Source organism: Brevibacillus parabrevis (genome assembly GCF_022701015.1).
In the GTDB taxonomy this organism is placed as follows: Bacteria; Bacillota; Bacilli; order Brevibacillales; family Brevibacillaceae; genus Brevibacillus; species Brevibacillus parabrevis.
Genome location: NZ_CP064090.1, coordinates 5,124,211 through 5,140,506, shown reverse-complemented (window position 1 = coordinate 5,140,506; position 16,296 = coordinate 5,124,211). Strand labels below are relative to the sequence as shown.

Here is a 16,296-nt window from a genome sequence, read left to right as displayed (position 1 = left end):
CAAGGGGGGACTACTACCCATGATGGAGGCCCTATGAAACACCTTTCCATAAAAGCACTCATCTACCTTCTCTGCCTGGCCCTATGCATCACCCTGCTCCCACCAGGAGCAGCCTTGGCCAACGAACCGTCCCAAGAGCCGCTCCCACAGGAATCGCAGGACACTACCAACACCGCATCCACACCGGAAGCTGTGGCCAACGAACTCCAGCAGTCCATCGCGGACGAGCAGCTTGTTCCGATCGAACAACAACCCGCGAAAAGCGATCCGACCACCTTTACTGAAGCGGATATCGCCAAGCTGCCCTGGACACAACTGGATGCTTCCACCGCCAGCAAAATCCACCGCACGTTTGACCGGGAGCTATTGACATTCGCGGCCTATTTTTACTCGGATCTGGAACAGCTCCTCACCGAAGAAGAGCGCGCGCAAGCCAAAGCCTTCACCGACACGGACCTTCTTTCCCGTTATCAATCGGTGACGCCGGACCAACAGCAGTTGCTCCAGAAGCTCACACCGCTTATCCCGGCGAAAATGGCGGAAATCCACAAGCTCGCAGAAACGATGGACATCCAGGCAGCGACGCCGCTGCCGCCTACGCAGTACACGGAAAAAGAGCAAGAGTTTCACTTCGCCCGCTCCAAGACCGAATCATCGGTAGACGACGTGTACCGGGCGGCCAATCTGGTCGAGCAAGATGTGTACCTGCAAGGCAAACATGGCCTGGACGTGGTCCTGCAACGCCGCTACCATTCTCTGGGCAGCAAAATCAGCGTGCCCGGCTGGAACGAAACCGAGACAGGCAACGAAGCCCATTCCTCTCCGGAACGATTTGCGACCGGCTGGGACTTCAACGTGCCGAAATTGGAGATCGTCTCCCGCGAGCACTCCGCCTCCGTGAGCGACGATTCCCGCAACCCGGGGCAAGAAATCTACACCACCCGAATCTATGATCTGCCGGCGGGCAACCGTTATTTTATTACGCTCGAAGACGGAACGTCGCTCGAATACCACTACAACCAGTTTGTCAATTACCCGTACAAAGATGCCAGCTTCTCCGTGGAGCGACTGAACAGCAACTACACCTTGTCCTTCCGCAACTGGATTTACGAGTTTGATTTGCTGAGAGGGACGATCGTCAAATCGAACATCTACGGCGATAAAATCACGTACACGGTCAGTAGTGACGGCGAGCTCATCTCCATCGAGGACAGCGTCGGGCGGTATGTGGTCCTGAAAAGAAGGGGCGTCAACGACCGGACCCAAGACCTGATCGTCTACAAGGACAAATCGGAGACGACGGTGCTCAAGCACATCCGCTACCATTTGGAACAAAAATCGGGCTTGGCCATCTACACCCAGCTCACTCGTGTAGAGGTGCTCCCGCCAGGCGGCAAAGGAAACGGCGCCTACACCACCGCCCGCTACTCGTACCATAACCCGCGCACCAAAGGAATGGCCTATTTCAACCTGAACAAAAAGTACACGTTGGACAAGGTCGCGACGGATCAAGCGCTCCAGGAGTCGCCCAAATATTGGGCCGAAGACAAAAAGACGCGGAAGGAACTCGACTATTTGCTCATGCAGGAGGCCAGCTACCCGCTGCAAGGACTGTCGATTCAGTATGAATATCGGCCATACACACTCGACCAGACGTCGATCAAAGACGGACTGGTGCGCATGTTCCAAGACCGTTACGCCCTCAGCTACGTCTCCTATCACCCGGTGAACAAGGTCACGTACAGCTACGCTCTGCAAACGCCAAAAGGCACGAACACGTACCGTTTGGAAAAAAGCTATGCCGACAACGACACCTTTTACGAAATATGGAAAATGCCGAAAGAGCAGCTGCCCCGGCTGAAAAACATGGCCGATCGGCATGGCGATACGTTCCAGGTCACGGAAACGGAGCCGTCCCGCTACACCCGCTCGTTGTTTTACCGCATCAACGCAGACGGAACGCCGCTGCTGCGAAGCGCGAAGACGACCGGAATCAGCCAGGGAGGAACGTCGATTGCCGGGGCGAAATATGCCGTATCGTACAACCCGACAACGTATACCACCTATGCCTATTCCGGCCGCCAAACGAAGCCGACCTACCAGTACGTATTTCTGGAACCCGTCTCCGTGTCCGACCCGGATGTGTTTTCGTCCTATTTAAAAGAACCCGTTCTGTCCAAGCGCGCCGCGTACGCCGCCAAACTCAACAACTACGCGCAAGAGACGTACTACGAATACAACGAGTACGGACACCTGGTCAAACAACTGGCGCCAGACGGCATCTTGACGACATGGACGTACGATCTGGAAAGCCAAGGGAGATTCCGCACCTTTTCCTTGCTGAAGGCGACGCGGACGCAAGCCACCGCCGCTTCCGGCGATCCGTATTATTCCAACTTGTCCTACGAGTACAACGATCAGTATTTGCTGCGAAAAGAAACCGAGATCCACTCGTATCCAGCGAATCTGGCGGGGTACAAAAGCCAGACGACAGAGCGCACCTACGAATACACGAACAAACAGCTTTACTCGGTCACGGAAAACTTCGGCGGCAAGACGAGAACGCAAACGTTTCCCGCCTACGACGCCTACGGCTTGCAGCCAACGCAAATCACGGTGGCTGGAGTGGAGCTGGAAAGCGGCAAAACCGACGTCCTGACCTTCTCGTTGGACATCGATGAGCAAAGTCAGGTCAAAAGCCAAACGTACCCGGACGGGGGCAAAGTCACCTACGACTACGACACGCTGGGCCGCCTCCTTTCCGAGAGCTATCGGAACCAGGGATCAACGCGCACGATTTCGTACACGTACCGCGATGGCGATGCCACGGGCACCAAGACAGCAGGGCCAGGGGTGGTCGAACGAACCTTGCCAGACTCGTCGCGGGTTATTACGTACTACACTCCGTATGGCGATATTGCCTATCAGGAGCAAAAGGGGAAAAACGACGGCACGCGCCCGCTCGTGGAAAACGAGTTTACGCCAGACGGTTTGCAGGTCAGCCGCACGATTCCCTACGGAAACCAGGCCAAGAGCACCTCTTATGCTTACGATTGGGACGGCTTTGTCTACCAAACGACGAACGCTCTCGGAACGACCCGCTCCCATCGCAACAACGCCTACCGCGACGGCAGCAGCTACTTGCCGCGCCTGACCGAACAAACGGTGGCACCAAACGGCTACATCGTCACGACCTACCGCGATTTGTACGGCCGGGTAGAGAGCACCGAGGAAACGACACAACAAGACGGAAAGCGCCGTGTCACGAATATCCAGACAGACCGTTTCGGAAAAGTCACGGACAAAGAAGTAACCGACGGCAGCACCTCCCAACGCTGGACCTTGCGCTACGATGCCAACGGCCAACTCGTCTACCTGCGCGACCCGGAGAACAACGTCAACGAATACGGCTACGACGGACTCGGCAACCTCGTCACCGTCGTCGAAAATGGCACGACCTCCGCCGTGTACACGTATAACACGCTGTCTTGGAAACTATCGGAAAAGAACCCGGAAACCAAAGCCGAGCAGTACACCTACGACAAAAACGGCTCGGTCAAAACCTTCCAGGACAAAAACGGCGTCCTGTTCAATTACCAATACTCGCCGTTTTACGAAATGACGAAAGTATCTGCTGGCAATGGCTTCTACGAAGAACGCACCTACGATCCGCTCGCTGGCTCGCTTTTGACGGAAACCAACAACTACGGCCAAACCGTCCGCTACAGCTACGACGAGTTCCGCCGCCTGAACAACCAAACGATGATGGGAAAAGACTACCAGCTCGTACACACCGATCAGGACGATGCCATCGACGCGCTGATTTACCCGTCGCGCAGCGCGGTATCCGGCTCGGCCCCTTCCATGCGGGTCGATTACAGCTACGACAGCGCCGACCGCCTGAGCAGCGTGACCATCCCAAGCGTCGGCACCACGACCTACACGTACGACATCAAGAGCAGCGGCGAAACCAACACCGTTTCGTACCCCGGCCAACCGAACGCGATGCAGAAAACGATGAGCTCCTTTGCCGAAATTACCGGGATCAATCATGCGGACGGCTGGAGCGAAACGAACGGCTACGACCTGTTTGGCAACATCACGAGTCAAAAGCGCGGAGGAGCCACCTACGGCACATTCGCCTACGACAAGCTGTCCCGGATCAAGGAAGAAACCATCCAGGGCAACACCCGTCAATACGCCTACGACCGCCGCGGCAACCGCCAAGCCTACGCCAACGCACCAGCAGACTCGACGCGCTCGTACGAACTGAAACACGACCTGTTCAACCGCCTGACCGAATACAAGGACGACAAAGGAACCACGACCTACACGTACTACCCGGGCGGCCTGCGTGCCACCAAACAGCAAACCGGAGCCGTAACCGACACCACCCACTACGTGTACCTGAACGGACAAGTGATTGAGGAACTAACCCAAGACGGCCGCGTCAAAGCCCGCAACGTCTTCGGCAACCAACTGATCTGGCGCAAAGACTACACGACGAACCAGGAAGGCACTTACTACTACAATAGCCACGGCGATGTCGTGAAGATCAAGGGGCCAAGCGGAAATGCCCTAAATACGTATGAATATGACATCTGGGGTAACCTGATTGCGGAAAAAGTCAAGGAAACGATGCCCAACCCGTTTACGTATGGGGGGGAGATGTACGACAAGGAGAGCGGGTTTTACTACTTGCGGGCGCGGTACTATGATCCGAAGATGGGGAGGTTTATTTCGGAGGATACGTATAAGGGGCAAGTGGAGAATCCGCTGAGTTTGAATCGGTATACGTATGTGAGTAATAATCCAATAAAGTACATTGATCCGAGTGGACATGCTCAATGTCAAGGGGCACATAACTGCGGGAGAGATGGCGAATCTCGTTTACATTATTTATACCAAAGCACCAAAAATATGACTCTTGATCAGGCACTTACGATTGTTACATCTAATAAACAGTTCTCCGAAGGAACTGTTATGGTTGCATTAGGAACAGTATTTATGTCAGCAATTGGTCCTGATGGAGGTGCAGCATGGTTAAAAAATGCAAAAAATATTAACCAGATTGCAAAATATAGGGAAATACTAAAAACTTGGCAGGACGCAACTCCCTTGATTGAAAGTCTCAGAGATACGGGAAAACTACCATCGAACTATATTACGAAAGCCCAAGCGGAGGCCTATGGATGGAAGGCAGGGAAGGCGGTAGGAAGTTGGGTAAAAGATATTCCAAATGCTCAAATAGGTGGAGATATATTTGATAACGTCGACGGTGGTAAATTTATATTACCTATGGTAAATGGCAGGGTTTGGTACGAAGCTGATGTAGGGCTTGTAAACACAATGGGGAGGAATAATCAGCCTGGTACAAGATTGTTATACTCCAATGATGGTGAGATGTGGATTACTACTGACCATTATGATAATTTTTATTATATCGGCAGCTATTGGGATAAGGCTAACATGACTTAATTGGAGGATGAACCATGAAAAACTATGAGGAAGAAGAACGGAAGGAAATAGTTGTTATTGATGTCTCGTTAGTAATGACATCAAAAGAGTTGCATCAATTGCTTAAGAAGGAGCTAGAATTTCCATCTTTTTATGGTCATAATTGGCCTGCTTTTTGGGATGCGATTACTGGGTTAGTGCAATTGCCAAAAAAGATAATATTTGTAGGATGGGATAATTTCTCGAAGAACCTGCCCATGGATGCTGAATTTCTAAAAAAAAGACTAGAAGATAAAAATAAAATGTATCCTTCTACATTAGTTGAAGTAGAGTATAGGTAATGATAATGATAATGTCACCCCCAAACGAGCCATCTACTCGTCTGGGGTTTCTTTTTTCATAAAAAAGTAAAAAACTCTTGTTTTAAGATTAAAATTTATAGTAATATCAATTCTAAGAAGGCGAACTGTAAATTTATAGTAATCCTGCTTTATAAGAAAGGTGTGTAACCATGTTTAACCCCGAAACAAAAACAGCCTTTCTTCAAGGATACAAAGAAAATACCCAAAAAGCTTATTCAAGAGTTTTCAACCTGACGATGAAGTTCGAAGTGGAAAAGGATAAGGATTTGCTCCACTTTACACTAGATGAGATTGAAACTGCCCTACACAGCTTCCATGCTTCTACAGGAGACTCTCTTAATACGGCTGGGAGAACGATATCTGCTTACTTGAATTGGGCAAGGGCAGAGGGGCTTAGAGAGGACACCAATCCACTGGAGTCCGTTTCAAAAGAATGGTTTAAGAACATGGTAGGAAACACCCATCAACAATTTACTACGAAGCAAGAAATCGATGCAATTATTGACCAATGTAATAACGATCAGGATTCTGTGATTCTCTCCCTGTTATTTGAAGGTGCGGGTGGAAAAGAGGTAAGTGAACTACGCAATCTAAAACGTGAACAAGTCAATGTTGAGAAACGAACCGTGATATTGATCAACGATATAGAAGAAACAAGAGAAATTTCAATATCGGAACAGTGTCTGAAATTAATAAATGGTGCAATCAAGCAAAAGGATTATCTCAAAGGTAATGGGGAGATGAGACGAGATCATCTCAAAGAAACAAGTGAATTAATTGAAACAGGCTTTGTAATCAGGCCAGCCAAGACAAGAAATGTTCATATGGAACAAGTCAGTCCTCATCTGATTTATGGGAGATTACATGCATTAGAAGAATACTTTGGTTTGGACAATTTACGAGTGAAAACGATTCAACGTAGCGGGATGATCTGGATGGGAAAACAACTGCTAGAACGTGATGGTCAACTCAGAAAAGAGCAGTATTATGAGATCTGTGCACGGTTCGGCGTAAGCAAAGTAACGAATGGCAACAAGCTAGAGTATATGTGGTGGGGATTAAAAGACTTTATAAATCCAGACATGATTGCTGCATTGTACGAGTAACGCACCTAGAGGATTTAATTCCTCTGGGGAAACAAGATAAAACTAAAAATTTATTGTAAATCGATAAGGGAGGTGATCAAACGTATGAGTTGCTATCTTTTGTTATAACATGCCAAATTATATTCAATATATTAAAATTTATAGTAAAAAGGAGAGAATATAATTGTTTGATTCCATCAAAATGAAAGTAAGTTCCGTATTTATTCAACCTGAAATATTACGAGAATATAACCTTGCATCTTTTTCATACCGTAATCAGAAAACAGGTGTCATAACCACATATAAAATGCAAGACGAGATCATTCCATATATGAAATATCAGGATGGGAGCAGAACCCTAACGATTCAAGTTTCCATTCCTAAGCTGCTTTATGGAAATAATGTCAAAGCAATCAACGAATCAGATATTCCTATCTTCTTTCAACGAGTACAAGAACGATTACAGCAATTATTCGGTATCCATATTGCCTATGAAGATTGGAGAATTACCCGTTTAGATGTATGCTGCAATTTCCATGTTGGGAATCGAACAGGGGAGTATGTTCGTCAGTTGAGCAAAGGGAAAATGCCCTATAAAGATACACGAAATTTTAATCATGACGAAACAGTAGAATTTTATAACAAGAGTAGCAGAGTCATTCTGTATGATAAATACAAGCAATGTAAGCGAGCTAAGGAACCGAAGGAGATCGTTGAACAGTCCAAGGGAATTTTACGATTAGAAATTAGACCGAGCGACAATGACATGAAGAGATATACCAAAGAGAAGAGAGCCATTCATCTCGTCACTCATTCCTTTTTTACCTACATAACCCAAAAGACACTGGAGGGATTGCCATACACAGAAAATGTGGAAACGATTGACTATGAATGGCTTTTGGAAAACAAGGAGGAAATATCAAAGATTGAGACCTATCTAGGTTTCACTATGATCAAAAACTTGTTCCAAGAAAGTGGAATAAGAGCAATTTATACAACATCCACTCTTCCTAATCGTAGGAGTTTGGCAAAGCAAATAACCATCCCGAAAAAGGAAGGGTTAAAAAGGTTAGAGATTATTGATTCAGTTCAGGGATGAAGACATCCACTCATACCGTATTGTTGTTAACACGATAACGATAAAAATTATAGAACTTTGGATAAATTTTAAATGGACAGAGCCTACTAATAAAGAAAAATAAGCAAATAGAGCAGTCCTTACAAAGAATATGTGTCTCCCTACGATACCGTATCGATACAACCTGCTGCCATTCGGGGGTATTTTACATCTCTATATAGTGAATGGACATGGAATAGGGGCATTACACATCTAGTCCCGTAGGTAGGTTGGATTTTAGGCGATTAAGTTTTGAGGTGGAAAATTACTCCCCCTCCAACACCAGCAATTCATGCAACTCAATATCTAATGTCTTACAGATCGTTTCAAATGTACTAAGGTGAACCCTATCTACTTGGCTGGAACAGAGATGGCTGATTGTATTCGGTCTAAGACCAGTGAGTCTTGCCAATTCTCGTTGAGACATATTTCTCTGATCAAGAATTTCTTTTAACTTTACAATTATAGGCATTTTGAGTCCTTCTTTCCCGTGAACATTCTTTATCCATTATACGTGCAATTTTAGCACGAGGAAAAGGTCGTTGATTGTATCTGCTAAGCGATATATAATTATTTTGTATCTACTAGGCGTTACGATGATTCAAATTCCTGTAACGGGAAGGGGAATAGTATGGAAAAAGTAGTGGGATATGTCAGAGTATCGACAAAAGGACAAGTTAAAGATGGGTATAGTCTAGCCTACCAAGTAGAGGAGATTCAGTGTTATTGTCAGGATAATAATCTAGAATTACTGAACATCTACAAGGATGAGGGGATAAGTGGAGCAAAAGTGGATGAGGATGGATTGACCATTGAACGGGAAGGTTTACAAGAACTGTTATCCAGTTTTACTTATCAAAAAGTAAGCCATATTATCGTTCTCAACACTTCCCGATTGTGGAGAGCCGACATGGTGAAAGTCCTCATTCAAAGAGAATTAAAACGGCACAGCGTAGACGTAAAAGCAATTGAACAGCCCAACTATAGTATTTACGCCCATGACCCGAATGATTTTCTGATCAATGGCATGATGGAATTACTCGATCAATACCAACGTTTGGAAATCGCACTCAAACTAGGGAGGGGGAGAAAAAAGAAAGCGCAACAAGGAGGATATGCAGGAGGTGGCGTTGCTTTCGGATATACGGCAACGAAAGGACAAAAAGCCATTCAGATAGATGAGAGACAGGCGGAGATTGTGCGGAGATTGTTTTCCTTACGTGAAACGCATCCCACTTGGTCACTCTCCCAATTGGCTGTCCAACTGAATACAGAGGGGTATACTACGACACACGATAAATCCTTTACCAATACCAAGGTACAGGTCAAACGAATCATTGATCGTGAAGCATTCTACAAGGGTGCCTACCGCTATGGTCAGATTGAAGCAAATGGACTTCACGAAGCCATTATGTAGCGGGAGGAACGAACGTGGAAGCGCAATTCACTCACTATCAACAGGAAGAGATACGCTCTCTTGAAAAGATTCAGACGTGTGAAATAGGTACGCAATTAATTTTTGACTATGTTCAACAGGAAAACGCTGTATTTAACGTCGCTACGATAGAGGAAATCATCAAAGTCATTTTTCAGGTGGAAGTGGATCAACGAGAATATTTGCTGCAAATCCGTTTAGCGAAGGCATTGTCTAGCACGAAATTATAACCGTAATGATAGAACGATAATGACATGAAAAGAATGTACGAGCTAACGTATCCGTGCGTGTTCATCCTTGAATAATGCTTGTTCGGAGGGTGCTGGCATTCTTTTCTCTACATCATTACTCATCAAAGATAGGGGTGAAGTCTTTTTGCATCATAAACTGAAGTACCTGTACATCGGCATAGACTTACATAAACGTCATCATACAGCGGTGATGATGACCTGTTTCCATGAAAAGAGAGACGAAATCCAATTCGAAAACAAGCCGTCAGCGTTTCCTAAGTTTCTGCACCAAGTAGAAAAACTAGCCAAGAAGGAAGGCTTGACCCCTATGTTTGGCTTAGAAGATGTGGGGGGCTACGGAAGAGGATTGGCTATGTTTCTAATTGAAAATAAATATGAAGTAAAAGCAGTTAATCCTGCCCTTACGGTATCCATGCGCAGAAGCAGTCCGAACAACAAGAAAACAGATGCGTGGGATGCAGAGTCTGTGGCTCGCATTCTGATTTCCAACTTGGATACACTGCCGACTGCGAATCCACATGACCTTTATTATGCAATCTCACAGCTTGTCACAAGAAGAGAGAACATTGTGAGTGTTGTAACAGGAATCAAGTTACAGCTTCATCAATTGCTAGGTTATCACTATCCAAGTTACAAGAAATTCTTCTCACAAGTAGATGGTAAAACAGCATTAGCTTTCTGGCTGAAGTATCCTTCTCCAAGTTGTTTGAGCGGGGTGAATGTGGATGAATTGGCTAACTTCTTATACAAGAAGAGCAATCGCTACATGTCTACCAAGAAGGCAGAGGACATTCTATCTCTCGTACAGCAAGATGGAGACACATCGAAAGACTATCAAGGAGTCAATGATTTTCTTGTTAAAAATGTGGTTCGGGACTTGATCGCCAGAGACCATCAGCTTGAGCAAATTGATACAGAGTTGGCGAAGCATCTTGCATTATTGGATTACAAATTAGAGACCATGCACGGAATTAGTACGGTCACTGCGGCGGAATTAATTGCGGAGATTGGCGATGTTTCACGTTTTTCCAGTGCTGACAAGTTAGCTAATTTCGCTGGAATTGCACCCGTTCAGCATAGTTCAGGGAACAAGCAGAAGAGTAAAAAGAGCAAGTTAGGCAACCGTAGTCTGTATGATATTTTCTATAACCTTGCCATTCGTCAACTGGGTGTATCAAGGGCGAAGAAACCCAATCATCCTGTTTACCATGCATACTACGAAAGAAAGCTGGCAGAAGGGAAAACCAAGTGGCAAGCGATTATTTGCGTGATGCGTAAATTGGTCAAAGTCATATACAGCATGATGAAGAACAAGACGGAATATAAAATGCCAGTCCTTACAGAACAGGCGGCGTAGTAGCAGGGTGGTAGCGGAAATGTTGCCACCTAACCTTTATCCATTGAGTGCTTTATCATGGAGGATACGTATAAGGGGCAAGTGGATAATCCACTTACGCTCAACAGGTATACGTATGTGAGCAATGCTCCATTAAAGTTTGTAGATCCGAGTGGACACGGTCAAGTGATAGCTGGCGACGGGAATCCTGGAACCCCATATTACTATGATAATGAAGGTGTCAGGAGAATACATGGAACAAAGGAAATTGATTGGAAGTATTACCGAGAATGGTTTGAATCTGATCAAGCTGGTATGCAAGAAACATTGAGAGGTACAAATAAAGTAAAAAATTTCATTGCAGCTAAGGTTACATGGGATTGGGCAATGGAAAATGGTGTTCCTATGGATGGCGGCGATGCCCGCTATTCAGCTAAAGTTTCAGGAGTTAAATTAAATACAAAAAATACAATTACTAATACTGCGAAGGGGACAGGAAATGCTTTACAAAATATTAAGGGATTAGATGATATCCTAAATGACCCAAGTAAACTAAAAGGTATTGAACCTGATGACCTTCATAAGTATCTGATTGATAACGGGTATAATCCACAACCGCTAAGTAATGGCTCATTAAAAGGAAAAACATTTGAAGATGGCGGTGGGTTCAAAGTAAATTGGGGTGGGGATAGGATCTTACAATACCATCCTGGAAGTAGACATCATGGTGATATTCCATACTTTAAGTTATCTTCAGGTAAAACAGGTACACAACGCTATGATATGCAAGGAAATTTGATTAAATAAAAATTATAAGGGTGAATTTATGGGACTGCAGAAGAAAATTGAGTCTTTGTTTCAAGAGTTAAAATTTGAAAGAGTTATTATCAATGGCATACCATTGTTGCTGTATGGTGGTACTTATTACAAAATAACCTTTGTTAAAGGTCTGGATTCATATGTCATTGAATTTGCAAGTACTTATGATGAAGCAGTTAAGAATATGTTTGAGGATGGTGATATATATCCCGTTTCATTAGGTGAAGAGGAACTAATCAGTGAATTGCGACATGACTTAATAAAGTTTTATATGAATGAATAGTGTGCATTGTTACCTTGATTGGCTTCTTGCCTTTCGAGGTTTCTTTTTTGGGTGACGGTTACTCAGTACTAGGTATACATTATTATAGCAAAATCGTATGGCAACGAACGCACCAACTTACACATACGACATCAAGAGCAGCGGCGAAACCAACACCGTTTCGTACCCCGGCCAACCGAACGCGATGCAGAAAACGATGAGCTCCTTTGCGGAGATTACCGGGATCAATCACGCGGACGGCTGGAGCGAGACGAACGGCTACGATTTGTTTGGCAACATCACGAGTCAAAAGCGCGGAGGAGCCACCTACGGCACATTCGCCTACGACAAACTGTCCCGGATCAAGGAAGAAACCATCCAGGGCAACACCCGCCAGTACGCCTACGACCGCCGCGGCAACCGCCAAGCCTATGCCAATGAGCCCGCAGACTCAACGCGCTCGTACGAACTGAAACACGACCTGTTCAACCGCCTGACCGAATACAAGGACGACAAAGGAACCACGACCTACACGTACTACCCGGGCGGCCTGCGTGCCACGAAGCAACAGACTGGAGCCGTTACCGACACCACCCACTACGTGTACCTGAACGGCCAAGTGATTGAGGAACTAACCCAAGACGGCCGCGTCAAGGCCCGCAACGTCTTTGGAAACCAACTGATCTGGCGTAAAGACTACACGACGAACCAGGAAGGCACCTATTACTACAACAGCCACGGCGATGTGGTAAAGATCAAGGGGCCAAGCGGAAATGTCCTGAATACGTATGAGTACGACATCTGGGGCAACCTGCTCGCGGATAAGGTCAAGGAAGCGATGCCCAACCCGTTTGCGTATGCGGGGAGATGTACGACAAGGAGAGCGGGTTTTACTACCTGCGGGCGAGGTACTATGATCCGAAGATGGGAAGGTTTATTTCGGAGGATACGGTTAAGGGGCAAGTGGATAATCCACTGAGTTTGAATCGGTATACGTATGTACATAATAATCCGTTGTTAGCCCTTTTGAATATAACCCGTTAACATCTGATGCATTCAGAATCTTAAAAGAAGGGGGCACATTTACTATTGTGGGTACCTATAATAACAAGTATTTTAAGAATGTATTTAACGCATCAGAGCAAGAATTTAGTAGTGCGGATTTTGGATTGTTATATAAAGGTAAACCAGTTGAAGGTTTATGAACTAGTTTTCAAACAAATGGTCAACCAATCAAATCAGATACATTAAAACAGATTACACTGTATAAATTACATTTTGACTAAGAAATGGGTGAGTAAAATTAGAAACGTCCTTGATGTTACTGGTAAGCTATTTGATCAAGTAGATTTTACAGAAGCGACATTATTTTTCCACGGTCATAGAGAATTACCCGAATCAATAGCAATCGAAGTATGGGGTCTTTCATTTATAGAAACACAACAGACAAAAGATTACTATGTATCAGGAATTGCGACTATCAGCTTTGAAGGAGTGACATCGGGTCTATTAGAGGTTTCGTTATACCAAACAAATGAAGATGATTTCATTAAAATCAAAAATGAGAAATATTTAACGTTAACAAAAAGCTGGGGGAAGCCTCTAGGTTTTGAAGAGTATCAATATCATCTAGGGGGAGTATTAGACTGGCCAAGAGGTTATTCTCAATTAGGTATTAACGCAACTGGAAAAGTGACAGTGTCATTTGAAACAAATAATTGTGTATTAACTAGCGACTATGTAAGAAATCCAGAGAAATATACGTACAAGGGGAATAGAGACTAATCTACGCAAAAAGCGTAACACCCCAAACGAGTAACCAACTACTGGGACTGACCCCGTAACGTGAGACAAATCAAAACACCTTCAAGAGAACACGCCCATGTCGTAAGTAGGGGGACAACCTTGGAGGTGTTTTTGTTTTGGCAACTAGAGTTAGTTATCCCATAGAAATTAAAATGAAAGCAATTGAAATGCGCCTTGCAGGCGTCACCATTGAGATCATCTCAAAGAAACAAGTGAATTAATTGAAACAGGCTATGTAATCAGGCCAGTCAAGACAAGAAATGTTCATATGGAACAAGTCAGTCCTCATCTGATTTATGGGAGATTATGCATAAGAAGAATACTTTGGTTTGGACAATCTACGAGTGAAAACGATTCAACGCATCGGGATGATCTGGATGGGAAAACAATTGTTAGAACGTGATGGTCAACTCAGAAAAGAGCAGTATTATGAGATCTGTGCACGGTTCGGCGTAAACAAAGTCATGAATGGCAACAAGCTAGAGTATTTGTGGTGGGGATTAAAAGACTTCGTAAATCCAGACATGATTGCTACATTGTACAAGAGTAACGAACCTAGGGGATGTAATTCCTCTGGGGAAGCAATATAAAACTAAAAATTTATTGTAAATTGATGGAGAAGGTGAACAAACAAACGATTCCCGTTCTTAGCGGGAAAATAAAAAAATGGTCTTCTCTTCGGTAGCAAGACCATTTTTTTGAATGATTTTACCGCTTGTCTGCAATTACCCTGTCCAGGAAAATATCCGCGTCGCTGTTGAACTTCCAGGCTACCCCGAATTTGTCAACCAGCATCCCGAAACACGATGACCAAGGCATATTGCCTAATGGCATGATCACATGGCCGCCAACGGACAAAGCGGTGAAGTATTTCTGCAGTTTTGATTTGTCGTCCATAACGAGCGTAATCAGCATGTTATTGCCTTGAACGACTTCCCCCGTTACCTTCTTCATCGAAGGCAGGACATCCGACATCATGATTTTTCCACCTTCGAAGGCTATAGACGACTCCATAATCAAGTTCAACTCATTTTCCGGCAACGGGTAGTTCGGGTCTTGAGGAATATCCTTGAACTTCACTGCTTTCACTTCACTTGCGCTCAAAGCCTCTGCATAAAACGCAATGGCTTGCTCTGCAACCCCATCGAAATTCATATACACAACTGCCGCCATAAAATGAATACCTCCTCCTTGTTCTAGCTACATATTAAGCTATAATAGGTGACATCTTATGTGTCGCTTATTCGTATTGCGTTAAAAAGAAATTTCATTGTTGAGCGCAAGGCAAACGGGAGGCTTTAAATGAACAAAGTGGAGCGGCTGATTTCGATTGTGATGATTTTGTTGCAAAAAGAGGTCATGTCGGCGGGAGCCTTCGCCAGCCTGTTTGGCGTCAGCAAAAGAACCATTCTGCGCGACATGGAAACGCTGGGACTTTCCAACATTCCGATCTATGCGGTTCACGGGGTTCATGGCGGCTATGCGATAATGAATACGTACAAATTGGACAAGCGTCTTTTGAATCAAACGGACCTGGAAAATGTGTTGACGGCGCTGAACGGGCTGGGGCAGCTGATGGTGAGCAAAGAAGTAGAAGCCACTATTCAAAAGATTGCATCCATGGTTGGCACCGCATCTTGCAATAGCATGATTCAACTCTCCTTTTACGATTGGGAAGGACGCTCGGATCTCCTCCCCATCTTGAACGAATGCCAGCAAGCCATTGTACAAAACAGGCTGGTTGCCTTCGACTATCTGGATCGCAAGGGGATTGCCACGCACCGAAGGGTGGAACCGTATCGCCTTCATTTTAGTGAAAGAAGCTGGTATCTCAGAGGGTTCTGTTTGGAGCGCCAGACTTTTCGAACCTTCAAGCTGTCCAGGACAGACCGGTTCAGGATGGAAGAGGCCCGATTTGTGCCTAGAGACGATAGCGAGGACCACATAACGGAACTTGATTATCAAAGCCCGCTTGTTGCGATTAAAGCACGGATCTCTCCCCGCGTGAAGGAACAATTCATTGAGCGCTATGGACGAAAATGCATGGATGCCTCTGATCCGGAATACCTGATTGCCTCGATCAGCATTCCTCAAAACGAGGACGGTTTTCGCTTTTTAGCCGGTTTTGGTACGGATGTGAGGATCATGGAGCCTTCGTCGTATGTCGAACAATTCAAAGCATTTTTAGCTGCCATGATGGACGCTTACTCGTAATATTGTATCTTCCATTACATCAGCTATGTAGATATTTATGAAATGCTATTGGCGGACATTCAGCGCCATGCGCGGACAGCCGAGGAAAAGCTCTTTTGTGGAGATGCTGGTCGACGTAAGCCAGAAGCAGCAAGAGAAAGAATGGGGGGCAG

The 16,296-nt window shown here is 45.4% G+C and carries 14 protein-coding genes; 12 read left to right on the top strand and 2 right to left on the bottom strand.

What is annotated here, in order from left to right:
- Positions 1–114 precede the first annotated feature (114 nt).
- The 4 genes from IRJ17_RS23690 to IRJ17_RS23675 all read left to right on the top strand — a co-directional run bounded on the left by IRJ17_RS23690 (position 115) and on the right by IRJ17_RS23675 (position 8,003).
- Positions 115–5,478 carry an RHS repeat-associated core domain-containing protein gene (locus tag IRJ17_RS23690; protein WP_242772062.1) on the top strand — a complete coding sequence of 1,788 codons (5,364 nt, stop codon included), beginning with the start codon at positions 115–117 and terminating at the stop codon, positions 5,476–5,478.
- 14 nt (positions 5,479–5,492) lie between these two features.
- Positions 5,493–5,798 (top strand): barstar family protein, encoded by a 306-nt coding sequence (locus tag IRJ17_RS23685; protein ID WP_063228452.1) that lies wholly within the window; start codon positions 5,493–5,495, stop codon positions 5,796–5,798.
- A gap of 170 nt (positions 5,799–5,968) precedes the next feature.
- Positions 5,969–6,925, top strand: coding sequence for a phage lytic cycle repressor MrpR family protein (locus tag IRJ17_RS23680; RefSeq protein WP_122964296.1), 957 nt, complete (start codon positions 5,969–5,971; stop codon positions 6,923–6,925).
- A 163-nt stretch (positions 6,926–7,088) separates the two neighbouring features.
- Positions 7,089–8,003: a phage/plasmid replication domain-containing protein gene (locus IRJ17_RS23675; protein ID WP_122964295.1), complete on the top strand. Its 915-nt coding sequence runs from the start codon at positions 7,089–7,091 to the stop codon at positions 8,001–8,003.
- 283 nt (positions 8,004–8,286) lie between these two features.
- Here IRJ17_RS23675 and IRJ17_RS23670 read toward each other — a convergent pair whose 3' ends face one another.
- Positions 8,287–8,493: a helix-turn-helix domain-containing protein gene (locus IRJ17_RS23670; RefSeq protein WP_047071214.1), complete on the bottom strand. Its 207-nt coding sequence runs from the start codon at positions 8,491–8,493 to the stop codon at positions 8,287–8,289.
- Between the two features lie 159 nt (positions 8,494–8,652).
- On the opposite strand from IRJ17_RS23670, the gene IRJ17_RS23665 reads away from it, so the two are divergent.
- The 7 genes from IRJ17_RS23665 to IRJ17_RS23630 all read left to right on the top strand — a co-directional run bounded on the left by IRJ17_RS23665 (position 8,653) and on the right by IRJ17_RS23630 (position 13,909).
- On the top strand, positions 8,653–9,438 hold the full coding sequence (locus IRJ17_RS23665; protein ID WP_122964294.1) for a recombinase family protein: 786 nt from the start codon (positions 8,653–8,655) through the stop codon (positions 9,436–9,438).
- 14 nt (positions 9,439–9,452) lie between these two features.
- Positions 9,453–9,686, top strand: a complete 234-nt coding sequence (locus tag IRJ17_RS23660) for a hypothetical protein (protein WP_088906684.1) — start codon at positions 9,453–9,455, stop codon at positions 9,684–9,686.
- Between the two features lie 145 nt (positions 9,687–9,831).
- Positions 9,832–11,064 (top strand): IS110 family RNA-guided transposase, encoded by a 1,233-nt coding sequence (locus IRJ17_RS23655; protein WP_242772060.1) that lies wholly within the window; start codon positions 9,832–9,834, stop codon positions 11,062–11,064.
- A 57-nt stretch (positions 11,065–11,121) separates the two neighbouring features.
- Positions 11,122–11,850 (top strand): RHS repeat-associated core domain-containing protein, encoded by a 729-nt coding sequence (locus IRJ17_RS23650; RefSeq protein WP_242772057.1) that lies wholly within the window; start codon positions 11,122–11,124, stop codon positions 11,848–11,850.
- A 19-nt stretch (positions 11,851–11,869) separates the two neighbouring features.
- On the top strand, positions 11,870–12,145 hold the full coding sequence (locus IRJ17_RS23645) for a hypothetical protein (RefSeq protein WP_173600218.1): 276 nt from the start codon (positions 11,870–11,872) through the stop codon (positions 12,143–12,145).
- 846 nt (positions 12,146–12,991) lie between these two features.
- Entirely contained in the window at positions 12,992–13,168 is a 177-nt protein-coding gene (locus tag IRJ17_RS23635) for an RHS repeat-associated core domain-containing protein (protein ID WP_242772055.1), read from the top strand.
- 249 nt (positions 13,169–13,417) lie between these two features.
- The gene (locus tag IRJ17_RS23630; RefSeq protein WP_141254306.1) at positions 13,418–13,909 is read left to right on the top strand and encodes a hypothetical protein; all 492 of its coding nucleotides are present in this window, start codon (positions 13,418–13,420) and stop codon (positions 13,907–13,909) included.
- 729 nt (positions 13,910–14,638) lie between these two features.
- On the opposite strand, the gene IRJ17_RS23625 is transcribed toward IRJ17_RS23630, so the two are convergent.
- Positions 14,639–15,103 (bottom strand): VOC family protein, encoded by a 465-nt coding sequence (locus IRJ17_RS23625; RefSeq protein ID WP_242772053.1) that lies wholly within the window; start codon positions 15,101–15,103, stop codon positions 14,639–14,641.
- A 129-nt stretch (positions 15,104–15,232) separates the two neighbouring features.
- Here IRJ17_RS23625 and IRJ17_RS23620 point away from each other — a divergent pair, with 129 nt between their 5' ends.
- Entirely contained in the window at positions 15,233–16,144 is a 912-nt protein-coding gene (locus tag IRJ17_RS23620) for a helix-turn-helix transcriptional regulator (protein WP_242772052.1), read from the top strand.
- The last annotated feature ends 152 nt before the right edge of the window (positions 16,145–16,296 follow it).

Bases quoted from the DNA above. Each gene is read 5' to 3' on its own strand.
- IRJ17_RS23685 (WP_063228452.1), top strand. From the start codon at position 5,493: ATGAAAAACTATGAGGAAGAAGAACGGAAGGAAATAGTTGTTATTGAT.
- IRJ17_RS23680 (WP_122964296.1), top strand. From the start codon at position 5,969: ATGTTTAACCCCGAAACAAAAACAGCCTTTCTTCAAGGATACAAAGAA.
- IRJ17_RS23670 (WP_047071214.1), bottom strand. From the start codon at position 8,493: ATGCCTATAATTGTAAAGTTAAAAGAAATTCTTGATCAGAGAAATATG.
- IRJ17_RS23665 (WP_122964294.1), top strand. From the start codon at position 8,653: ATGGAAAAAGTAGTGGGATATGTCAGAGTATCGACAAAAGGACAAGTT.
- IRJ17_RS23650 (WP_242772057.1), top strand. From the start codon at position 11,122: ATGGAGGATACGTATAAGGGGCAAGTGGATAATCCACTTACGCTCAAC.
- IRJ17_RS23645 (WP_173600218.1), top strand. From the start codon at position 11,870: ATGGGACTGCAGAAGAAAATTGAGTCTTTGTTTCAAGAGTTAAAATTT.
- IRJ17_RS23635 (WP_242772055.1), top strand. From the start codon at position 12,992: ATGTACGACAAGGAGAGCGGGTTTTACTACCTGCGGGCGAGGTACTAT.
- IRJ17_RS23625 (WP_242772053.1), bottom strand. From the start codon at position 15,103: ATGGCGGCAGTTGTGTATATGAATTTCGATGGGGTTGCAGAGCAAGCC.
- IRJ17_RS23620 (WP_242772052.1), top strand. From the start codon at position 15,233: ATGAACAAAGTGGAGCGGCTGATTTCGATTGTGATGATTTTGTTGCAA.